This is a genomic window from Xanthomonas cannabis (genome assembly GCF_040616535.1).
Taxonomy (GTDB): Bacteria; Pseudomonadota; Gammaproteobacteria; order Xanthomonadales; family Xanthomonadaceae; genus Xanthomonas; species Xanthomonas cannabis.
In genome coordinates this window covers 2,350,093-2,372,247 of record NZ_CP136580.1, presented here as the reverse complement: position 1 = coordinate 2,372,247, position 22,155 = coordinate 2,350,093, and the positions used below count along the sequence as shown (strand labels likewise).

General features: G+C 65.1%; 19 protein-coding genes. 12 read left to right on the top strand and 7 right to left on the bottom strand.

The window, feature by feature from the left end:
• Positions 1-41: 41 nt before the first annotated feature.
• From RZV17_RS10110 to infA, 3 genes are all read left to right on the top strand, one after another.
• Entirely contained in the window at positions 42-1,160 is a 1,119-nt protein-coding gene (locus tag RZV17_RS10110; RefSeq protein ID WP_355609047.1) for a GNAT family N-acetyltransferase, read from the top strand.
• Between the two features lie 246 nt (positions 1,161-1,406).
• Positions 1,407-2,156, top strand: coding sequence for a leucyl/phenylalanyl-tRNA--protein transferase (gene aat / locus RZV17_RS10105; RefSeq protein WP_047695185.1), 750 nt, complete (start codon positions 1,407-1,409; stop codon positions 2,154-2,156).
• Positions 2,157-2,236: 80 nt separating this feature from the next.
• Complete coding sequence (gene infA / locus RZV17_RS10100) at positions 2,237-2,455, top strand: translation initiation factor IF-1 (RefSeq protein ID WP_002813418.1); 219 nt, start codon at positions 2,237-2,239, stop codon at positions 2,453-2,455.
• Positions 2,456-2,875: 420 nt separating this feature from the next.
• On the opposite strand, the gene clpA is transcribed toward infA, so the two are convergent.
• The gene (clpA, locus tag RZV17_RS10095; protein ID WP_039403881.1) at positions 2,876-5,158 is read right to left on the bottom strand and encodes an ATP-dependent Clp protease ATP-binding subunit ClpA; all 2,283 of its coding nucleotides are present in this window, start codon (positions 5,156-5,158) and stop codon (positions 2,876-2,878) included.
• Positions 5,159-5,300: 142 nt separating this feature from the next.
• Positions 5,301-5,621: an ATP-dependent Clp protease adapter ClpS gene (gene clpS, locus RZV17_RS10090; RefSeq protein ID WP_016901748.1), complete on the bottom strand. Its 321-nt coding sequence runs from the start codon at positions 5,619-5,621 to the stop codon at positions 5,301-5,303.
• An 89-nt stretch (positions 5,622-5,710) separates the two neighbouring features.
• Here clpS and RZV17_RS10085 point away from each other — a divergent pair, with 89 nt between their 5' ends.
• The 6 genes from RZV17_RS10085 to RZV17_RS10060 all read left to right on the top strand — a co-directional run bounded on the left by RZV17_RS10085 (position 5,711) and on the right by RZV17_RS10060 (position 9,788).
• On the top strand, positions 5,711-5,875 hold the full coding sequence (locus RZV17_RS10085; protein WP_355609043.1) for a hypothetical protein: 165 nt from the start codon (positions 5,711-5,713) through the stop codon (positions 5,873-5,875).
• Positions 5,872-6,330, top strand: coding sequence for an NUDIX hydrolase (locus tag RZV17_RS10080; RefSeq protein ID WP_104580615.1), 459 nt, complete (start codon positions 5,872-5,874; stop codon positions 6,328-6,330). Before RZV17_RS10085 ends, RZV17_RS10080 begins: the two co-directional genes overlap by 4 nt.
• Positions 6,327-7,463 (top strand): tRNA 2-thiouridine(34) synthase MnmA, encoded by a 1,137-nt coding sequence (gene mnmA / locus RZV17_RS10075; RefSeq protein WP_355609039.1) that lies wholly within the window; start codon positions 6,327-6,329, stop codon positions 7,461-7,463. The genes RZV17_RS10080 and mnmA overlap by 4 nt, the downstream gene beginning before the upstream one ends.
• A complete protein-coding gene (gene hflD / locus RZV17_RS10070) occupies positions 7,463-8,077 on the top strand; it encodes a high frequency lysogenization protein HflD (RefSeq protein WP_039564599.1) in 615 nt (204 codons plus the stop codon). The genes mnmA and hflD overlap by 1 nt, the downstream gene beginning before the upstream one ends.
• Positions 8,078-8,223: 146 nt before the next feature.
• Positions 8,224-9,414 carry a methyl-accepting chemotaxis protein gene (locus RZV17_RS10065; protein WP_039403891.1) on the top strand — a complete coding sequence of 397 codons (1,191 nt, stop codon included), beginning with the start codon at positions 8,224-8,226 and terminating at the stop codon, positions 9,412-9,414.
• An 86-nt stretch (positions 9,415-9,500) separates the two neighbouring features.
• Positions 9,501-9,788 (top strand): hypothetical protein, encoded by a 288-nt coding sequence (locus RZV17_RS10060; RefSeq protein ID WP_039403892.1) that lies wholly within the window; start codon positions 9,501-9,503, stop codon positions 9,786-9,788.
• An 864-nt stretch (positions 9,789-10,652) separates the two neighbouring features.
• Here RZV17_RS10060 and RZV17_RS10055 read toward each other — a convergent pair.
• On the bottom strand, positions 10,653-13,439 hold the full coding sequence (locus RZV17_RS10055) for an EAL domain-containing protein (RefSeq protein ID WP_184374256.1): 2,787 nt from the start codon (positions 13,437-13,439) through the stop codon (positions 10,653-10,655).
• 119 nt (positions 13,440-13,558) lie between these two features.
• On the opposite strand from RZV17_RS10055, the gene RZV17_RS10050 reads away from it, so the two are divergent.
• Together RZV17_RS10050 and RZV17_RS10045 are read left to right on the top strand one after the other, a co-directional pair.
• Entirely contained in the window at positions 13,559-15,691 is a 2,133-nt protein-coding gene (locus tag RZV17_RS10050) for a PAS domain S-box protein (RefSeq protein WP_355609036.1), read from the top strand.
• 3 nt (positions 15,692-15,694) lie between these two features.
• The gene (locus RZV17_RS10045) at positions 15,695-17,416 is read left to right on the top strand and encodes an EAL domain-containing protein (RefSeq protein ID WP_039403898.1); all 1,722 of its coding nucleotides are present in this window, start codon (positions 15,695-15,697) and stop codon (positions 17,414-17,416) included.
• 171 nt (positions 17,417-17,587) lie between these two features.
• Here RZV17_RS10045 and RZV17_RS10040 read toward each other — a convergent pair whose 3' ends face one another.
• The 4 genes from RZV17_RS10040 to flgA form a co-directional block, all read right to left on the bottom strand.
• Complete coding sequence (locus tag RZV17_RS10040) at positions 17,588-18,814, bottom strand: ATP-binding protein (protein ID WP_047695195.1); 1,227 nt, start codon at positions 18,812-18,814, stop codon at positions 17,588-17,590.
• 369 nt (positions 18,815-19,183) lie between these two features.
• On the bottom strand, positions 19,184-19,516 hold the full coding sequence (locus RZV17_RS10035) for a flagella protein (protein ID WP_047695196.1): 333 nt from the start codon (positions 19,514-19,516) through the stop codon (positions 19,184-19,186).
• A 15-nt stretch (positions 19,517-19,531) separates the two neighbouring features.
• Positions 19,532-19,843: a flagellar biosynthesis anti-sigma factor FlgM gene (flgM, locus tag RZV17_RS10030; RefSeq protein WP_039403903.1), complete on the bottom strand. Its 312-nt coding sequence runs from the start codon at positions 19,841-19,843 to the stop codon at positions 19,532-19,534.
• A gap of 66 nt (positions 19,844-19,909) precedes the next feature.
• Complete coding sequence (flgA, locus tag RZV17_RS10025) at positions 19,910-20,554, bottom strand: flagellar basal body P-ring formation chaperone FlgA (protein ID WP_355609031.1); 645 nt, start codon at positions 20,552-20,554, stop codon at positions 19,910-19,912.
• A 362-nt stretch (positions 20,555-20,916) separates the two neighbouring features.
• Here flgA and RZV17_RS10020 point away from each other — a divergent pair, with 362 nt between their 5' ends.
• Positions 20,917-21,861, top strand: coding sequence for a chemotaxis protein CheV (locus RZV17_RS10020; RefSeq protein ID WP_003482947.1), 945 nt, complete (start codon positions 20,917-20,919; stop codon positions 21,859-21,861).
• Positions 21,862-22,155: the final 294 nt, after the last annotated feature.

Sequence of the window (22,155 nt, the reverse complement as noted above, 5' to 3'; positions counted from 1 at the left end):
CGGCCGCGCCGTGCGGCCAGCGCCAACGGCAGGCCGCGCGCATGAGCGTGACCGCCCGCTGGTTGCGTCGGCTGGATGAGTTGCCGGCCGGTGCCTGGGACGCGCTGCACGATGGGACGCACCCGTTCATCAGCCATGCGTTCCTGCAGGGTCTCGAGCGCGAAGGGTGCCTGCGCCCGGACTGGGGCTGGAATCCGCTGCACCTGACGTTGTGGGAAGGCGACACCCTGGTTGCGGCGGCACCGGGGTATCTGAAGAACAACTCGCACGGCGAGTTCGTGTTCGACCACGCCTGGGCGCATGCGTATGCGCGCTATGGGCAGGAGTACTTCCCCAAGTGGTTGTGCGGGGTGCCCTACTCGCCGGTGACCGGCCCGCGCCTGTTGGGCGCAGCCCGGTGGCGCGGACAGTTGCTGGTGGCGATGCAGGCATTGGTCGAGCGCAGCGGGCTGTCCTCGGCGCATGTGAATTTCCATCCCGCCGACGAGGATTCCGCGTTCGCTGCCGACTGGCTGGAACGCAACGATCTGCAGTACCACTGGCACAACGCCAGCGGCTGGAGCGACTTCGAGTCGTTCCTGGCGGCAATGGACCACAAGCGACGCAAGAACATCCGCCAGGAGCGCGCCAAGGTGCAGCGCGCCGGCGTGCAGCTACGCGCCGTGCATGGCGACGAAGCCAGCGACGCCGATCTGGACGCGATGTACGGCTTCTATCTCAAGACCTTCAACGAATACGGCAACTCGCCGGCGTTGACGCCGCAATTCCTGCGCCATCTTGCGCAGCATCTGCCGCGCCAGCTGGTGATGTTCCTGGCCGACCTGGATGGGCAACCCATTGCCGGCGCGCTGTGCCTGCGCGGCAGCGACACCCTGTACGGGCGTTACTGGGGCGGCGAGGCGCTGCCCGGCCTGCATTTTGAAACCTGCTACTACCAAGGCATCGAATACTGCCTGCGCGAAGGCCTGAGCCGCTTCGAGCCGGGCGCGCAAGGCGAGCACAAGATTGCGCGCGGCTTCCTGCCGACCCTGGTGCGCAGCCGGCACTGGATTGCCGACCCCGGTTTCCGCGAGCCGCTGGCGCAGTGGTGCGCCGATGAGCGCCAAGCTGTCGCCCGGCACGCGCTTGAGCTGGCCGAGCACAGTCCGTTTCGCGGCTGACGCGCGGTGATCGCGTCGATCGCGACACATGGATCGCGCCGGCCATTGCCGCGCGAGGACTCGCCGTCCCATGCCACATAAGTGGCCTGCGCAAGGTGGATGGGGATCGTGGTCAGCGCATGGCAACCACTGTGGCGCGCAGCCGTCTATTGGCCGGCATTCGGTCCGTGCTCGCCCTGGCCCTGCTGCTTGTGGCTGAGTCGCATGGCATACCGCGCGCCACACGTCACGCTCTAAACTGCCGCGATGTCGCGCCCCCTCCCCTTTCTGCTTCCCGCCGATCCGGCCGCACCGTTTCCGCCGGCCGACCAGGCATTGCGCGAGCCGGACGGTTTGCTGGCCATCGGTGGCGACCTGTCGCCGCAGCGGCTGCTCAACGCCTACGCACACGGCGTGTTCCCGTGGTTTTCCGAGGGGCAGCCGATCCTGTGGTGGAGCCCTGACCCACGCATGGTGTTCCGCACCGATGGCGTGCGCCTGTCCTCGCGCTTCAAACGCCAGCTGCGCAACAGCAGCTGGACCGTGCGTGCCGATACCGCCTTTGCGCAGGTGATCGCTGCCTGCGCGGCGATTCCACGTGCCGGCCAGGAGGGCACCTGGATCACCTCGCCGATGCAGCGCGCCTATATCGGTCTGCATCGGCTGGGCCATGCGCACTCGGTGGAGGTATTCGATGGCCAACGCCTGGTCGGCGGCATCTACGGCGTGGCAATCGGCCGGATGTTCTTCGGCGAGAGCATGTTCAGTGCAGAAAGCGGCGGCTCCAAGGTAGCGCTGGCAGCGTTGGCTGCCGATCTGCAGTCGCGCGGCTGGCCGCTGCTGGACGCGCAAGTGGAAAACCCGCACCTGCTGAGCCTGGGTGCGCAACGCGTGCCGCGCTCGCAGTTCCTGCAGTTGGTGCAGCATCAGGTAGCCCAGGCAGAGCCGGCAGCCAGCTGGTCCGAGCGCTACGGCGAGCGCCCCGCAAGCGCTTTGGGTGAAGTCCGCTTAACATAAAATTTGCGCCGCGGGGAGATGGGGCGTAAAATGCCGTCCCTTACGGCCCTGCCGGGCCAGCCGTGATTGCACAGGATTACATGTCGAAAGACGACTCCATTGAATTCGAAGGCAGCGTCAGCGAGACGCTTCCCAACACCACGTTCCGGGTCAAGCTGGAAAACGGGCACGAGATCATCGCCCACATCTCCGGCCGTATGCGCAAGAACTACATCCGCATCCTGACCGGTGACCGGGTCAAGGTCGAGATGACCCCGTACGACCTGACCAAAGGCCGTATTACCTACCGCATGAAGTAAGCGGCTTGGGTGCTGAGACGCGAGGCGGCCCATGGCCGCTTTTTGTCGTGCCTGCAATTTGCCATTTGAAACTTGCGTTGCTGGGACGAGCTGCGGCCCCTCGCTGCGGCAAGTAGCGTCACGCTGCATGAGTTCAAGTATTCAATGCGGCAAGTCACTCGGCACAGGAGGCTCGGGTGGATACCGAATCATTGCTGTGAGTCGCAGGCGTGACGGCCGGCGGGATGCGATGTCGCGCCTCAGTGGCCTGAGCGCACCTGATCAACGCGCAGCATGCTGCAAGGTCGGCAATGGCAAGCAGACGTCTGGGCAGACAGTGATCGGATCGAAGCTGCTATCGCTTGTGGGGCGTTGACGCCAAGCGTGTACGCACAAAAAAGCCGCTCGTTCGAGCGGCTTTTTTGACAGCAATTGCTGGGATCAGTCGACTGTGGCAGGCAGCAAACGCTCGGGCTCTGGATGCGCCTCCACGACCAGCTCGCCGTCCTTGACGTCGATGTTGACCCGCCCGCCTTCCACCAGCTTGCCGAACAACAACTCGTCGGCCAGCGGACGCTTGATCTTCTCCTGGATCACGCGCGACATCGGGCGCGCACCCATCAACGGGTCGAAGCCGTGTTGCGCCAGCCAATCGCGCGCGGTGGGCGTGGCCGACAGCGATACGTGCTTTTCCTGCAGCAGCATCTCCAGCTCGATGATGAACTTGTCCACCACGCGCAGGATGTGGTCGAAGCCCAGCGGCTGGAACTGCACGATCGCATCCAGACGGTTGCGGAACTCCGGCGTGAACCCGCGGCGGATCGACTCCATCGCATCGGTGGAATGATCCTGCTTGGTGAAACCGATCGACCGACGCGACGCCTGGGTGGCGCCGGCATTGGTGGTCATCACCAAGATCACGTTCTTGAAGTTCGCCTCGCGCCCATTGGTGTCGGTGAGGATACCGCGATCCATGACCTGCAACAGGATGTTGAAGATGTCCGGATGCGCCTTTTCCACCTCGTCCAGCAACAACACGCAGTGCGGGGTCTTGACGATCTTTTCAGTCAGCAGGCCACCCTGATCGAAGCCGACATAGCCCGGAGGTGCACCGATCAGGCGACTGATCGAATGCGCTTCCATGTATTCGGACATGTCGAAACGCACCAGTTCGATACCCAATTGCAGCGCCAGCTGCTTGGTGACTTCGGTCTTGCCCACGCCGGTCGGGCCGGCGAACAGGAAGTTGCCGATCGGCTTTTCCGGATTGGCCAGACCCGAACGTGCCAGCTTGATGGAGCCGGCCAGGGTTTCGATCGCCGGGTTCTGGCCGAAGATCACCATCTTCAGGTTGCGCTCCAGATGCTGCAGCACGTCCTTGTCGGTCGCACTGACCTGCTTGGCCGGAATGCGCGCCATCTTGGCGACGATGGTCTCGATTTCCTCGATGTCGATCAGCTCCTTGCGCTTGCCTTCCGGCAGCAGCCGCTGACGCGCACCGGCTTCGTCGATCACGTCGATCGCCTTGTCCGGCAACAGACGGTCGCCGATGTGCTTGACCGACAAATCCACCGCCGCCTGCAGCGCGTCGTCGGCATAGGTCACGCCGTGGTGCGCCTCATACTTGGGCTTGAGGCCCTGCAGGATCTCGAAGGTTTCGCCCACGGTCGGCTCGACGATGTCGATCTTCTGGAAGCGACGTGCCAGCGCACGGTCCTTTTCGAAGATACCGCGATACTCCTGGAACGTGGTCGAGCCGATGCAGCGCAGCTCGCCCGACGACAGCGCCGGCTTGATCAGGTTGGATGCATCCATGGTGCCGCCGGACGCGGAACCGGCACCGATGATGGTGTGGATCTCGTCGATGAACAGGACCGCGTTGGGGACCTTCTTGAGCGCGCTCAACACGCCCTTGAGGCGCTTCTCGAAGTCGCCACGGTATTTGGTGCCGGCGACCAGTGCGCCCAGGTCGAGCGAAAAGATCACCGCGTCGGCCAGCACTTCGGGAACGTCGTTGTCGACGATGCGCTTGGCCAGGCCCTCCGCAATTGCGGTCTTGCCCACGCCGGCCTCGCCCACGTACAGCGGGTTGTTCTTGCGGCGGCGGCACAGGACCTGGATGGTGCGCTCGATCTCGTCGCCCCGCCCGACCAGCGGGTCGATCTTGCCGTTGCGGGCCAACTCGTTGAGGTTGGTGGCGTACTCGGCCAGCGCATCGCTCTTGGCCTCGCCTTCCCCGCCCTCGCTCTTGGGCTCGCCATCGGCTGCGGACGGCTGTTCGCCGTCCTCGCCCAGCTTGGCGATGCCGTGGGACAGATAGTTGACGATATCCAGGCGGGTGATGTCCTGCTGATTCAGGAAATACACCGCGTGCGAGTCCTTCTCGCCGAAGATCGCGACCAGCACATTGGCGCCGGTGACTTCCTTCTTGCCGGAGGACTGCACGTGATACACGGCGCGTTGCAGCACACGCTGGAAGCCCAGCGTGGGCTGGGTGTCGCGACCATCGTCTTCGGCCAGGCGCGAGACCGAGGCTTCGATGGCCTGCTCCAGATCGTTATGCAGACGCAGTTGATCCGCGCCGCAGGCCTTGAGCACGGCTTGCGCGGAAGGGTTGTCCAGCAGCGAGAGCAGCAGGTGCTCGACGGTCATGAACTCATGACGCGCCTCGCGTGCTCGCTTGTAGCACTGGCCGATGGTTTGCTCTAGGTCTTTGCTGAACATTGGTCACTCCGAACGGCTGTTGCCAACAATATGCGGCTTTTGTTGGAATTTTCCACAACCCTATCGGATAGGCATGTTCAGACGGCGTTAGCACGTGATTGCAGCCACACTGTTGCGCTGCTGGAATGATCTGGCGAATGCCTCAGGTCTGTTCCATCGTGCACAGCAGCGGGTGCTGGTTCATGCGCGAAAACTCGTTGACCTGGGCGACCTTGGACTCGGCCACCTCACGGCTATAGACCCCACAGACGCCGCGCCCGCGGGTATGGACATGCAGCATGACCTGGGTGGCCCGCTCCAGGTCGAGGTTGAAGAATTGCTGCAGCACCGTCACCACGAAATCCATCGGGGTGTAGTCATCGTTCAGCAGGAGCACCTGATAGCGCGGCGGTGGCGCCACTTCAGGCTTGCTGGCTTCGACGGTGAGGCCGTGATCGTGTTCGTGGGAGGTCTTCCGAGGCATCGGGCCATTATACGGTTCATCGCCGTGCGCATTGGACGATTTACGCTGCGGCCCGCACAATTTGTCTCCGACTCCCCGACTGGCCCTCGATGACTGACACCCTGACCGCGCTGCGACCGGCGCCGTCGCCCACTGCCCGCCTGTGTGTGGCTCCGGCACTGCATGCGCTGCCGGGCCCCGCAGCGAGCGCCGACGCAATGGCTGCGCCGGATGTGCTGGCCTACCAACTATTTGCGCAGGAGCGTCACCGATGAGCACCACCGATCCGCGTTGGCACCCGGACGTCACCGTGGCCACTGTGGTGGTGCGCGATGGCCGCCTGCTGCAGGTGGAAGAGACCATCGGCGGCCGCCTGTTGCTGAACCAGCCTGCCGGCCACCTGGAGCCAAACGAGAGCCTGCAGGACGCGGCGGTGCGCGAAACCCTGGAAGAAACCGGCTGGGACGTGCGGCTCACCCACTTCATCGGCACCTACCAGTGGGAAGCGCCGAACGGCCAATCCTTTCTGCGCTTCGCCTTCGCAGCCGAGCCGGTGACCCATCACCCCGAGCGCAGCCTGGACACCGGCGTGGTGCGTGCGCTGTGGATGACACCGGACGAATTGCGCGATGCGACCGAGCGGCTGCGCAGCCCGTTGGTGTGGGAGGTCGTGGCGGATTACCTAGCCGGGCAGCGCCATCCGCTGGCATTGGTGCGGCACGTCGCATGAGCACGCCGCGCATCGTGGTGGGCGTGTCCGGCGGGGTGGATTCGTCAGTGGCCGCGTGGAAACTGGCCGGCCAGGGCGAGCCGATTGCCGGGCTGTTCATGCAGAACTGGGCCGATGACGGCAGCGGCGATTGCCGCGCCGAAGACGATCGTCGCGATGCGGTGGCGGTGTGCGGCGTGTTGGGCATTCCGTTTCACTTCCGCGATTTCTCCGGCGAATACTGGAGCGGCGTGTTCGAGCATTTTCTGGCCGAGTACGCGGCCGGGCGCACGCCCAACCCGGATGTGCTGTGCAACCGCGAAGTGAAGTTCAAGCACTTTCTGGACGCCGCCCAGGCATTGGGCGCCGAGCGGATCGCCACCGGGCATTACGCCCGGGTAGCCCACAGCGGCGGACGCTGGCGGCTGCTGCGCGGGGCCGATCGCGGCAAGGACCAGAGTTATTTCCTGCATCAGCTGGGGCAGACCCAACTGGCGGCCACCTTGTTCCCGATCGGCGACCTGGAAAAGAGCACGCTGCGCCGCATTGCCCAGGATGCCGGCCTGCCGACACATGCCAAGAAGGATTCCACCGGCATCTGCTTCATCGGCGAGCGCGATTTCCGCGAGTTTCTGGGGCGCTACCTGCCCGCCCGCACCGGCGAGATCCGTGACCCGCAGGGACAGCGCATTGCCGAGCATCCGGGGGTGTTCTATTTCACCCTGGGCCAGCGCGAGGGCCTGAACATCGGCGGCGTGCGCGGCCGGGCCGCGGCGCCGTGGTACGTGGTCGGCAAGGATGTGGCCAGCAACGTGCTGTATGTGGATCAGGATCGCGACAGCCCGCTGCTGCAGTCGCGCTGGCTGCAGTCCGAGCAGGCCCACTGGGTGACCGGCGCGCCGCCGGCACGCCGGTTCGACTGTACCGCACAGACGCGTTACCGCCAGCCGGATGAGCCGTGCACGGTGGACGTCCAGGACGATGGCAGCGTGCAGGTGCGCTTCGAGCGGCCGCAACGGGCGGTGACGCCCGGGCAATCGCTGGTGCTGTACGACGGGCAGGAATGCCTCGGCGGCGCGGTCATTGCCGCCACCGACGCACCGCTGGAACGTCAATTGGCAGGATCTTCTTTCTCCCCCGAGGGTGTGGCTTGATGAGTGTTTCCATGGATCACCGTGTGCTGGCGCTTGCCGGCGTCGCCCAAGCCCTGCAGCAGGTGCGGCGGATCGCCGAGACCGGGCATTCGGAGGCCGCGACGGTGCGTACCGCCATGGACAGCGTGTTCCGGGTGGACGCAGCGTCACCGGAGGCCGTGTATGGCTCGGCCGCTGCGGTGGCGCCGGGTCTGCGCTTGCTGCACAACTATTTCCGCAACCAGGGCCAGGACGATGTACTCCCGCGCCTGGCGCTGGCCGTACTGCAGCTGGAGCGCCGGTTCGTCCGCGACACCGCGACCGTGGCCACGGTATCGAGCGGGATCGACGCCGCTGCACGCCAGGCGCAACAGCTGAACGACAGCGCGCACCCGGATGTGCTCAGTTCGCTGGGCGGGCTGTACGCGCAGACCATCAGCCACCTGCGCCCCAAGGTCATGGTGCAGGGCAACCCGCACTATCTGGGCCAGGCTGGGGTGGTCGCCGAAATCCGCGCGCTGTTGCTGGCAGCAGTGCGCTCTGCGGTGCTGTGGCGGCAGATGGGCGGCAGCCTGTGGGACTTCCTGTTTGCCAAGCGCGCGATGAGCGAAGCAGTCGATCGCGCCTTGCGGTGAGAGGACGCAGAAGACGGTTTCAGGCGCCCGCAACGGGCGCTGGCGTGAGCCGCTGACGGCAACGCGGGCGAGACGATGTGGCGATCGTCGCTAAAGACAATGGGGGCAGTGCCGATACAGCAACCGTGACTCTGCCGAGAACGCCCATGTATTCACGTCCACTCATCCGTCTGGCCGCCCCTTTGGCCCTGACCTTGCTGTTTCCCTTCGCTGTCGGATTCGACTGGCCCGCTTCGGTGCGCTGGGCGATCCTGGCGACCATGACCCTCAGTTGGTTGGGTTTCGCTGCCTGGGTGACGTATTCCCAGTTCCGGCGTAATCCGGACCAGACCCGCATCCTGCGCGAGCAGGACCAACTGCTCAACGAACTGCGCACGTTCGTCAGCAACGAAGTCGACGGTTCGCGCTCGGAAGTCGAGCGTGCCCGCGAACTGATCCGCCAGGCCGTGTCCGGTCTGGGTGGCAGCTTCGAAGCGATGAACCGCAAGTCGCGCCAGCAAAGCCAGGCACTGGCCCGTATCGTCGACCGCGCCGGTGACGATGGCAGTGCCGGCGTCGACGTCGCCCGCTTCGCTCAGCACGCCAGCTCCCGCATGGAGCAGTTGGTGGAAGCGCTGGAACAGGTGAGCGGCCAAAGCACCAACACCGTCCATCACATCGATGAGATGGCCCAGCATCTGGATGGCATCTTCGCGCTGTTGGAAGACGTCAAGTCGATCGCCGACCAGACCAACCTGCTGGCCTTGAACGCCGCCATCGAAGCAGCACGTGCCGGTGAAGCCGGTCGCGGCTTCGCGGTGGTCGCCGACGAGGTGCGCAACCTGTCCGAACGTTCCACCACCTTCAACGAGCAGATCCGCAAGCTGGCACACAGCTCCAAGGAATCGATCGCCAAGGTGCGTGAAACGGTCTCGCAGCTGGCATCGCGTCACATGGACCGCTCCCGCGAGGCGCGCCATGAGTCGGCCGCCATGCTGGAGAACGTCGCCCAGATCAACGCCTCTTTGGGCGATGGCATGCGCGAAATCTCCGAATGTGCACGCTCCATCGATGGCAGCGTGGCCGAAGCGGTGCGTGCCCTGCAGTTCGAGGACATCGCCACGCAGACGCTCAGCGGCATCCACACCCACCTCGATCGCCTGACAGCGATCAACCGCGAAGCGGTGGCGCTGCAGGAACTGCTGCACCGCAATGGTGGCGTGTACGACAGCGATCTGGTCGCCTCGCTCGCCAAGGTCTCCAACCGTCTGCGCGACATGCGTGTGGAATGGGAACGCCCGCCGCACAAGCCGGTGGCACAGCAGGGCATGGGTGCCGGCACGGTCGAGCTGTTCTGAGACCAATGCCGCCGCGCAGCTTCTGATTCCGACATTCCCCGGCCTTCCGGGGATTTGTCGTTCCGCAACGACCTGGTGTTTCGCTCATGACGCTTCTCGCCCCGCCCCTCGATGACGCTCCCACCGCCGCGCTGCAGGCAGCGGCACTGGCCGCCGCACATGCCGAGCGCATCGCGCAAAGCGCAGCCGCCAAGCCGGGACTGCGGCGTGTCCGGATGCCGGCCGCACTGGAACGACTGGAGCTGGCGGCCCTCGCCGAAGTCAAGGCGCTGATCAACCCGCGCCGCGATTGCAGCGAAGAGGAGCTGCTGTTTGCCACGGTGGCCTGGGATCTCGGGCTGGACGGGGCCGCAGTGGGCGCATCGGGACGCTGATGCAGTGACGGCGGGGCGTGCCTCGGCAGGCGCCCCGCGGTGTTGTGGAACTGCCTGATTCCAAGGGGTGCCTGTCGTCATCCAAGGGTTCCCTGTCGTCGGCCGTGCCGAATCGCCGCCACTCTCGCTGGCGGGCGCGTGCGGCGACCATCCCCGCCTTGACCTGCCCTGCCCGACCGGATCGTCGCGCATGGCCGGGTGGCCCCGGCGGTCACCTGGATCACCTGGGGATGATTCGTTCCGAATCCTGAGCCTGGGTGTCCGTCAGTCAAGCGGCGAACTCGCTTTGGTTCTCAGGGTGAGCGCCACAGATGCCATGAAGAACGCTTGCCTGGGTCACTGGCCGCGGCAGCACTCGCGCGCGTGTCCGATGCGGCAGACGATGAGCGGTCTATTGTGAATTTCGATGGGACGCTCGTCCCGCGCATTCGCCTGCTCGCCAGTCAATCCACCAGTTCCTGAGCGATGCCCAGCGGTCACCAGGCCCGCGTCCCGACCAGCGTTGCCGACGAACTGCATCTGCTACAGGCACCTCGCAGCTGGAAAAAACCTGACGATGCGCTCGCACGCATGAAGACAGATTGCGAGGATTCGAGTGCAGGATGCAGCGTCAGCGGATTGGTTCGACGTTGCTGACAAGGGCGGCATCAAGGCGTTACGCGCACCTTGCCGCTTCAACACCCGTTGGGGCGGTCAACGCGAGCCTGATCGGAAACTGGCGTTCAGGCCCGCTGCTTAGTTCGTGGTGCCGGAGCGGGAAGCCCACCGCACGACCACAGGCCGCAATCCTGCGGCAGCAAGCGGATAAAACGTCTGCAGGTGGCTGCGCGGCATCAGGATGACGGCGCTGGCCTGGCCTGGGCGTCAGCTGGCAATCACCAGCCGTGCACCCAGCCGCATGCCGGCTTCGGCCTCGCGCAGCCACTGCGCCATGTCGCGCGGCGACAGCGGGCGTGAGTAGAAATAGCCCTGGATTTCGTCGCAGCCCTGCTGGCGCAGCAAGGCATCTTCCTGCACGGTCTCCACGCCTTCGGCGACGACCTGCATGCCCAGCGCGTGGCCCAGATGCACGATGGCCTGGGTCACCTCGGCGGTGTTGGCGTCGTCGAGCATGCCCTGTACGAAGCTGCGGTCGATCTTCAGACGCTGCACCGGGAAGCGGTTGAGGTAATGCAGGTTGGAAAAGCCGGTGCCGAAGTCATCCACCGCCAGCAGAACGCCGTTCTGTTCGAACAGTTCGAAACAGCGCCGCAGCGAATCCGAATCGCGAATGAGGGCCGATTCGGTGAGCTCCAGCTCCAGACGCGACGGTGACCAGCTGTTGTCGCGGCAGATCTCCAGCACGCGCTCGGCAAAGCCGCGCTCGCGTAGCTGCACGGCCGAAACGTTGACCGCGATACGGCTGAAATTGAGCCCGGCACGGTCCCAGACCACGGCCTGACGGCAGGCTTCACCGATGACCCATTCGCCCAGCCGCACGATCTCGCCGCATTCTTCGGCAATCGGGATGAATTCGGCAGGGCTGCAGGGGCCATGGCCCGGGCGGTTCCAGCGCATCAGCGCTTCGATCGCCGGCGAGGCATCGCCCACGGTATTGACCAGCGGCTGATAGACCAGGGTGAATTCTTCGCGCTCGAGCGCGCCTTGCAGGGCGTGTTCGAGCTCCAGCCGGCGCTGCGCTCGCATGAGCACGTCCTGGCTGTAGTAATGGAAGGTGTTGCGGCCCGATTCCTTGGCCGCGTACATCGCCGCATCGGCGGCACGCAGCAGGCTGTCGAAGTCCGATAGCCCCTCGCCCTGCAGCGCGATGCCGATGCTGGCGCCGAGCTTGAGGGTGACGTGATCCTTGCGCAGCGGCTCGCCCAGCGCGCTGATCAGCTTGCGCGCCACGTGGCCGGCATCTTCCGGCTCGGACAGGTCGCGCAGCAGCACGATGAATTCGTCGTCGCTGAAGCGTCCGAACAGGTCGCTGTTGCGCAGATGCTGATGCAGGCGCGCCGAGGCGAGCTTGAGCAGGTTGTCGCCGGCTGCATGACCGAACGAATCGTTGATGCTCTTGAACCCGTCCAGATCGATCAACAGCATGGCCAGCACCTGGCCGCGCTCATGCGCTTCGCGGATCGCGTTTTCGGCCTGCTCGCGCAGCAGGAAGCGGTTCGGCAGGCCGGTCAGGCGGTCGTAATGCGCCAGCAGCTCGATACGCTCATTGGCCTCGCGCTCGCGGGTGACATCGCGGAACAGGGCGACATAGCGCGGCGGCAGACCCTCGCGGCGGTCCAGTTCGATCAGGACCTGCACCCAGATGCGCTGACCGGAGTTGCGGTAGAAACACAGCTCCAGCTGCTCGGGCAGGCCACCATCGGAAATGCGCAGCAATGCGGCCTCGAACGCGTCGCGCGAATCCTGGGTGTACAGCGCAAGCGCCTGCTCCAGGGTGATGTTTTCCTTGCGCAGGCCGTGGATGCGGTAGCACTCCTCGGTCCACTGCATGCGACGGGTATCGACCTCGATCTCGCAGCCGCCGATCTTGCCCAGCGCGGACACCCGGTTGAGCAGCTCGGTGCGCCAGCGGATCAACGCATCGGTCTGCCGCTGTTCGGTGACGTTCTGCAGCTGGCCGAGCACGCGCACCATGCTGCCGTCGCCATCGAATACCGGCTGTGCCCACACCCGCAGATGATGCGGATTGACGCCGGGCAGGCCGTTGACCTCCAGCTCGAAATGGACCGGCAAGCCTTCGTGCTTGATCTTGCGCCAGGCGCTGCGCAGTTGCGCCAGCGAGGACCGGGCGAGCAGGCGCAGCAGATCGCGGACGCCGTGCAGGCGCAGCTGGGCCATGCCGAGCTGCTGCAGGAAATCCTGCGAGACCCACAACGCGTCCTTGGTCGAATCCCAGCTCCAGCTGCCCATGCTGGCAATGCGCTGGGCGTCTTCGAGCTGGGCCTGCTGCTCGCGCAGCTGCTGCTCGAGTAATTTGTGGTGATGCACGTCGGTGTGCGTGCCGACCATGCGCAACGGGCGGCCGTCGGCGGTGCGCGAGACCACGCGGCCGCGGTCCAGGATCCAGCGCCACTGCCCGTCGTGCTGGCGCAGGCGGAACTCGGCCACATAGGTCTCGGTGCGCCCGTCCAGGTGCGCCTGCACCGCCGCGCTGACGTGCGCGTGGTCATCGGGATGGATCAACCCGGACAACGCGGTGAGGTTGTTCGGCAGTGGCTGCTCGGAGTAGCCGAGCATGCGCGTCCAGCGTTCGGAGCGGTACACCACATCGGCCGGGATGTCCCAGTCCCACAGCCCGTGATCGGCGCTGTCCAGGCCCATTTCCCAGCGGCTGGTGCCATCGGCCCCCATCGGCTCGGGAATGCTCAAGGTGAAGGCCATGACCTGGCCGTGCTCGTCGCAGACCGCACGCAGCCAGCCTTCCAGACGTCCGCCGCCGGTTCCCGGCAGCACGCAGGCGGTCATGCCACCGCTGTCGGCCACCTGGGCGCGACTGCTTTCCAGCACTTCGGCATACGCACCAAGGGTCGCCGGCAGCCCAATGGACTGCGCAACGCGGTTGGCCGCCAGGGGCTGGCCATGCGCATCCAACAACACCACCGCCGAGGTCAGCGGGTGCTGCAGCATGCTTGCAATGACGCCTGAGTCCACTCTGGAACACTCCGAAGGATCGACCCCTGCCTCGGAGTCGCAATGGATAACGGCCGTTCGGCGGATTAGTTGAGGCACCTGTTTCCAGCGCGACCGAACCGGACCGAGTTACGGCTAAGATGGCCCCATCGCCAGCTCCAAAGGTCGTCCGCGGACCCATGCACCAACCTGTCGCCGTGCCCGCGTTTTCGTCCCCTCCCGTGTCCCGACTTCGCCTCGCCGAGCGCCTGCAGCAGGGCTTGTGGACCCTGACCGGTCTGTACCTGCTGATCGGTGTGGTGTGGCTGCTGCTGGGCAACCGGTTGCTCAACCTGGCCGGTGCGGCGGCACCGGAACGCTGGTCGGACGCCAGCTTCCTGCTGCTGTCCAGCATCGTCATCCACCTGGTGCTGCGCCGCTTCGTGGCACTGATCGTGGACGAGCATGCGCAGCTGGCGCAGTCGGAGGCCGTGCTGCGGGCCAGGTTCCTGGCGCTGCCCAGCCCGGCCTTCATCTATGACCTGGCGACCATGCGCATTCTCGATGCCAACCCGGCGGCGCTGGAATTCTTTGGCTGGGAGCGCGACGAATTCCTGCAGCAGACGCTGCAGGCGATCTGGCCCAATGCCGATGGCGAGCGGCTGGAAGAGATCATCACGCAGATCCGCAGCAAGGGCGAGGTCACCTGCGTCTTGAACGAAGACCTGCTGACCCGCAGCGGGCTGCGCCATGTCGAAGTCCGTAGCAACCAGCTGCATCTTGCCAGCGGCCCTGCCCGCCTGGTGGTGACGGTGGACCGCAGCGAAGAACGCCAGGCGCAGCATCTGCGCGACGAGGCGCTGGAGCGACTGGAAGAAGCGCAAGGCATCGCGCGGCTGGGCTCGTGGCAGCTGGATCGGGCCACCGGTCTGGGCCGCTATTCGTCGGCGGTGTATCGCATCCTGGGGCGCAGCGTGCCCATGCACCGCCGCGAACATCGGCTGGAAGAGCTGCTGACCGCTTCCGACAGCGCCACCCAGACCCGCATCGAACGCATGATCGAAGACATGTGCACCGGCGGCGAGGTGCAGATCGATGTGCTGCTGCCGCTGACCGGCGGCGATTCGCAGCCACGCACCGTGCACCTGCGCGCAGAGAGCGTGACCCTGCCCAGCGGCGCCCGCCACGTGCATGGCACCTTGCAGGACGTGAGCGAACGCGAACAGTCGCGGCGCCTGCTGCGCGAGCGCGAGGAACAATTCAAGGAACTGGTGCGGGTGCTGCCGGACGGCGTGCTGATCCTGGCCGACGAGCATGTGATGTACGCCAATGCCGCTGGCTCCGCCCAGTTTGGCTTCCAGGGCGAAACGATCCTGGGCGAGCCGTTGCAGACCCTGGTCGGCGACTCCGACCTGCCGATGGTGCGCGAGTACCTGCGTGCGGGCAGCGACCGCAACGAGCCAGTGTCCAGTGCGCGCGCCATGCGCCGTCGCGACGGCAGCACGTTCTATGCCGGTCTGTCGGCCGGCGACATCCGCTATGGCGGGCGCAGTTGCAAGTTGCTGGTGGTACGCGACCTGAGCGAACCCGAGCGCATGCGCGATGCGCTGGCCGAGAGCAATGCCGAATTGCAGGCGATGGCCAAGCGATTGTTCTCGCTGCAGGAGGACGAACGCCGCGCCATCTCGCGCGATCTGCACGACGATATCGGCCAGGCGATCACCGCGATGAAGCTGTCTGCACACGCGGCGCTGGATGAGCCCGATGCGCAGGCGCGCCGTGAGGACCTGCTGGAGGTGGTGTCGCTGGCTGACAGCACGGTGACCAAGTTGCGCAATCTGTCGATGTTGTTGCGTCCGCCACAACTCGATGCACTGGGGCTGGAAGCAGCCTTGCGCTGGCAGGCTTCGATGCTGTTCCGCGCCTCGCAGGTGCGGCTGGAGCTGGATATCCAGGCGCTGGACGTACGCCCGGGCAACGAGATCGAACAGGCCTGCTTCCGCATTGCGCAGGAAAGCCTGACCAATGCGCTGCGGCACGCCTGCGCGGGCGAGGTGCGCATGAGCCTGCATTCGATCGACCGCGAGAGTTTTCGTCTGGAGGTGGTCGATGACGGTGATGGCTTCGAGCCCGAAGGTCCGCGTGGGTTGGGGCTGATCGTGATGCGTGAGCGTGCGCAAACCGTTGGCGGTGTGCTCGCGATAGAATCGGCTCCCGGAGCAGGCACGCGCGTGACGTTGCGCCTGCCCTATCACCCGGCCGGCGAGTCCGTCCACGAAGATGGTGGACGTTGAGTCATGTGGAGCCCTGTGATCCCGCCCGGATTGGAAATCGTCAAACCGACACGCCTGGGCGCAGGCAATCCCGAACTGCTGCACCTGGTCGACGCTGCCGCTTCCGGTGGCCAGCCGTTGATGATCTTCCACGTCGATATCGATCACTTCGCGTCGATCAACGAGAACATGAGTGGCGAGGTCGGCGATCAGGCGCTGACGCTGGCCGCGCGCCGGCTGCAGGAGTTCCTCGGCAGCCGCGGCAAGCTGTGGCGGCACGGTAGCGACGAGATGGTCATCGTGGCGGTACGCCGCGACGACACGCCGTTGCCGGAAGATTTTGCCGAAGAGATCCGTCAGCAGCTGGAGCTGCCGTTGTCGGTATTGCCGTACACCTTGTTCATGACCGGCAAGGTCGGGATCAGCCTGTGTCCGGAACATTCGACCTCGCTGTCCACCCTGCTCGACTACGCCGAGGAAGCCAGTTATCAGGCCGCGCGCGAAGGTGGCAATACGGTGCGGCTGTACACGCGCAATTCGGCCACCAACGCGCATAGCGAAAGCATCATCGCGCGGCAGATCGTCGATGCCATCCCGCACGGCGAGTTGCGGCTGCGCTACCAGCCGCTGGTCAGCGCACGCGATGGCCGCATCGTGGGCATGGAAGCGCTGCTGCGTTGGCAATCCCCGACCCTGGGCATGCTCGTGCCGGAGCGCTTCATGCGCACCGCCGAGCGCCTGGGCGTGATCGTGCAGATCGGCGAATGGGTACTGCAGAACGCGGTGCGCCAGGCGCGGCTGTGGCGCGACCAGGGCTTTGACGATTTCAGCATCGCGGTCAACGTCTCCACGCTGCAGCTGCTGCGCCCGGGCTTCTTCAACGAAGTGATGGCCATGCTGCAGACCGCCGGCGTGCCGGCGCAGTTCGTGACGCTGGAGATCAACGAAAGTGCGTTGACCAACAACGTCAACTTCGTCCACGAGACGATGGCCAACCTGCGCAACGAAGGCATCAGCCTGAGCCTGGACAACTTCGGCACCGGCGATTCCAGCCTCAGCGCGCTGGTGCGCTATCCGGTGGACCGGCTGAAGATCGACCGCAGCTTCATCAAGAGCGCGCCGGCTGGCAGCCGCGAGGCGGCGATTGCACGCGCGATCATTGCGATGGGCCACCAGCTGGGCATGACGGTGATCGCCAATGGCGTGGAGTCGCAAGCGCAGCTGGGCTTCTTGCGCCGCAACGACTGCGACATCTTCCAGGGCTATCTGTTCGGCGAGCCGATGTCGGCCGAGTCTGCAGGCATGGCGCTGCGCCGCCGGTATCTCCGCCCGGAATCGTTTGCCGAAAGCCGCCCGGACCGCACCTTGCTGCTGCTGGACGACGAAGAAAACGTCCTGCGTTCGCTGGTGCGGCTGTTCCGCCGCGACGGCTACCGCATCCTGGCCGCCGGCAACGTACGCGACGCCTTCGACCTGCTCGCCACCAACGACGTGCAGGTGATCCTGTCAGACCAGCGCATGAGCGACATGAGCGGAACCGAGTTCCTGGGCCGGGTCAAGATGCTCTACCCCGACACCGTGCGCCTGGTACTGTCCGGCTACACCGACCTGGCCACGGTGACCGAGGCGATCAACCGCGGCGCGATCTACCGCTTCCTGACCAAACCCTGGAACGACGACGAACTGCGCGAGCACATCCGCCAGGCGTTCCGCACGCATGACGAGCTGCGGAATGGCCGGGAGTAGGGATTAGGGATTCGGGATTGGTTAGAAGCGGAGTGCTGTGCGATTGCTTCAAATAGCCCATTGGCGATCAGCAATAGCAACAGCCGCTTCTGCGAATCCCGAATCCCTAATCCCAGCGCTTCAGCGCTACTGCGAATCCCCAATCCCGAATAACCAATCCCGGCGCGTTAGCTACTTCGGCTGCCGGATCGGCAACACGATCCGGAAACTGGCGCCCTGCCCCGGCGTGCTTTCCACGTCGATGCGGCCGTGGTGCTTGTTGATGATGCCGTAGGAAATCGACAACCCCAGGCCGGTGCCGCTGCCCACCGGTTTGGTGGTGAAGAACGGGTCGAAGATGCGCTGCAGCAGATCCGGTGCAATGCCGGCGCCGCTGTCCTGGAACTGGATCCAGACGTTCTCCGCTTCATCGCGGCCGGTGGTGACGGTGATCGTGCCGCGCTCGACGATGGCCTGGCCGGCGTTGAGCAGCATGTTCATGTACACCTGGTTGAGCTCGGACGGCAGGCATTCCACCAGCGGCAGCTCGGCGTAATTGCGCTCCAGGGTGACCTTGTACTTGAGCTCGTTCCAGATGATGTTGATCGTGGATTCGAGGCCGGCGTGCAGGTCCACCATCTTCCACGACTCGGACCGGTCCGAGTACGAGAAGTCCTTGAGGTCGCGCACGATGCGGGTCACCCGCTCGATGCCTTCGCGCGACTCGGCCATCAGCTGCGGCAGATCTCGGCTGATGAAGTCGATGTCGGCACGGTTGCGGATCTCGTCGATTTCCGGGATCAGCGCTTTCGGGTCCGGCGCCTGCAGCGCGCGCTCGTAGGCTTCGATCAGGGTGAACAGGCTGCGCAGGTATTCCTGCAGGCTGCCGAGATTGGAGTGCACGTAGCCGATCGGATTGTTGATCTCGTGCGCCACGCCGGCGGCCAGCTGACCGATGGAGGCCATTTTTTCGGACTGCAGCAGTTTGTCCTGCGCACCGTTCAAGCGCATGTAGGCCTGGCGCAGCTCGGCATGGCGTTGTTGCAGCTCGCGCTCGTAGTCCTGCTGGCCTTCGATGTTATGGAACAACGCAAGAAAATGGCCGATGCCCTGCTCTTCGTTGTAATACAGATGCGCAATGACCACGCGCTCGGCCACCGGCAGGCTGCCGGTCCAGCTGCCCTTGCTGCGCGCCTGGTTGAGCGCATCCGACGGCAATACCTGCGAAATGCGCTCGCCGAGATTGCGATCGTCGGCCGGGTCTTCCTTGCACAGGCTCTGGCGCGCGATGGCGTTGGCCAGGATCAGCTGCCCGTCAGCGCGGAACAGCAACACGCCTTCGAGCATCTGATCGCCGAAGGCGCGCAGCGTGGTCGAGGACGGCAACAATGCTTGATTGAGAAAGAACTTGGCGGTCACGGGACGAGGCGGCAGCAGGGACACCTCAATATACGCCGAACCCTTGGCACGCCATATCGTCGCTTGGTCTTAGAGCGGCGACCAAAACAGGGGGCGTGGTGGTCATGCAGATGGGTGCGAGGTGTCATCCGGCGTGCTCGAGATGCGATCCGGATGGCGCTGCCTGGCGACAGGTAGGCATGCGATGCGTGCCATCACGATCAACGCACATAGGCGGCGGTGCGCACACGTCGCGGGTTGCGAAGTTGGCAAGCGTGCACGGCCGATGTGCCGGTTTTACCGGCGGCAGACCTGCAGGGCGTGCACGCACCCTGGCCTGCGGCCGACCATCAGCAGCGGCCGGCGCGCGGTTGGCGCAGCGCGGGCAACTCAGGCAACGGCCAGCGAACGTCCGCCGCGCAGCACGTTGGATTGGCCCTTTGCGTCATACGACGGCGCACTCTCGGTGCGGCCCAGGTGACGCAGTGCCCAGTTCACTTCACGGCGCCGGCGTGCCAGCAGCGCGCCATTGGCGCGGTTGGCTTCGGCCAGCTCACGCAGGCGCTCTTCTTCGCCTTCGGGCATTGCCGCTTCGAGCGAGCGCAGTGCCGACAGCTTGTCCTGCGTGTGTCGCATCAAGCCATCGATGTCGTTCTCGAGTAATGCCTGGCGTTCGCCGGCCAGCGCATTGCTGAGACGTTGCAGGAACTCGTTCACGTTCATCCTTTCAGTCGGGAATCAACCCGCCAGTTGCTGATTCAGATCCATCATGCGGCTGGCGATGGCATCCGGGTTGATGGAGTAGCTGCCGTTCTGCAACGCCTCTTTCACCGCCTGGACGCGACCGGTGTCGATCGCCGAGGACTGCGAAAGCTCGCGCTGCAGGTTCTGCAGATTGGTGGCCTCGCCGGTCAGCTTGACGCTGTCGGTCGGCGGGGTTGCGGCAACCGGGGACGCGCGATCTTCGCCAGCCGAAGCGATCTTGCTGCTCGTGGCCGCGGTGCGAAGGGTGGCAGCGGTCGGTAGATTACCTTCGATTTTCTGGGTCATGTCAGGAACTCCTCTACAGGTCGTAGGGGATAACGGCACCCAGAAAAAAAACTTTATAGAAAATTTTTACCTGGAGACCACAACGGTTCCGCTCGCTTCGACAATGCCCTGCACCACTCGCCGCGACGAGGAATTCTCTACCGACACCCGCTCGTTTTCGCCGGCATCGGACAGCGCGCGACCGCTCATGCGTACTTCCAGGCCACCGTTGCGCGACACCAGCGGGACGGTGTCGCCGCGGCGCACCAGCCGCTGCGTCACCAGATCGTTGGACGAGAGCAACGAACCGGCCGGCAGGATGCGGCGGGCCGACTTGCCCACCGCGGCCACCGGGTCGGCCAGCACTGCGCCGGCGATGCGGGCGGCGTCACGCTTCTCGATACTGATATCGGCTAGCGAGATGGTTTCTCCAGCGCTGATGCCGCGGCGCAACACCAGCACATCCTGGTTGCGGCGCACCTTCAGCGGCACGAACAGGCGCCAGCCAGCGGGCTGCGGGCAGGCCACTTCCACCGTATTGGTACCGGTGGGCTGGGCCTGCAGCGCGATCGGGCAGGCCGGCATGCGCAGACCCGGATCGAGCGTGGCCTCGGCCTCCGCGTCCGGGCCAACAGTGGCCAGCGCCGCCGCACGAATGGAATCGACAGACTGATAGCTCTGGGCCCAGGCCGGAGCGGCAGCCAACAAGATGACAAGCAGGAGCGGGCGCATGGGACCAGATCCGGAGGAAGACCCGGAAGACTGTGCAAGAGGTGTGCCTGTTTTGGCAGGGATTGGGGAGTTGGGATTCGGGATTCGTCAGAGCGGGCTGTTGCCGGCTTTACCGGTGCGAGGCGCTGCCGGCCTAGTGGCATTGCGGTGCGCTACCACAGGCAGGTTTGATCGCTGCTGCCCATGCAGTGGGCTTCAATCAATCTCTAGGCCAGTCCTTAAATGGCCCCCGCCCCCTAGACCGTTCCGTCTCCATTGCCCGCTGTTACGAATCCCGACTCCCCAATCCCCAATCCCGACAGCGCCCCCCGACCAACCACAAAGCCCTCAAGTTTCCCAGGGGCGCTGTCGATATCTGCCCCATGACCCACGATCTGCTCAACCGCATCGACCAGCGCACCCGACTGGCTGGCCACAATCGACTGGCGCTGCTGCTGTTTAGGCTGGGTGGACGCCAGCTTTTTGGCGTCAACGTCTTCAAGGTGCAGGAAGTGCTGCGCCGGCCGGAGCTGTTCCAGGTACCGGGCCTGCCAACCGAGTTCGCCGGCGTGGCCGACGTGCGCGGGCGCTCGGTGCCGGTGCTGGACTTGGGCCTGGCCATCGGCCACCCGGAGCGCGATTCGCACTCCGAGAACGGGCCTGGCTACCTGGTGGTGGCCGAGTTCAACCGCTCGGTCCAGGGTTTCCTGGTCAGCGGCGTGGAGCGCATCGTCAATATCGCGGTGGAAGACATCCACCCGCCACCGGAACTGGGCGCCGAAGCCACTTATTTGACGGCCGTGACGCGCTTCCAGGGCGAACTGATCCAGGTCATCGACGTGGAAAGCGTCCTGGCCGACATCGCCAAGGTCAGCAAGGACGTGCAGCTGGACCCATCGCTGCAGCTGGTGGCCTACGACCGCCAGTTCCAGGTGCTGGTGGTGGACGATTCGCGCGTGGCGCGCCAGCAGATCCGCAGCGTGCTCGACCAGCTGGGCGTCTCGGCCACCCTGCTCTCGGACGGCCGCCAGGCATTGGATCACCTGCTGCAGGTGGCCGCATCCGGCGAAAACCCGGCCGACCGCTACGCCATGGTGATCTCCGATATCGAAATGCCGGCCATGGACGGCTACACACTGACGACGGAAATCCGGCGCACGCCGGGCCTGCAGGGCCTGTATGTGCTGCTGCACACCTCGCTGTCGGGCGTGTTCAACAACGCCATGGTCGAGCAGGTGGGCGCCAATGCCTTCGTGGCCAAGTACAGCGCACATGAGCTGGCCGATTACGTGCTGGCCCGCCTGAAAGTGGTCGCCGAAGCGGCCTGATCCAATTGTGCGGCCGTTCCACCCTACGGGTGACGGCCAGCCCCCACTTCCGAAAGACCTGGGAATACAGTGGTTGCCGTACGCAAGCACACGCCTTGAAAAGGCGTCGCCGCAGCTGATCACACGCTGCGCTGAGCTAATTCCTACCAGACAATCCTGGTTGGCCTGCAAGTTGCACAGCCAGTGGCAGCCCTTAACCGTGCAGCAGCACGTCTGGTGATGGCAGCCAAGCGCAGCTGACAGATCCACTGCGCAGCTGCCAGGCGAGCGCGGCCGGTGCTCGAATCGGCCTGT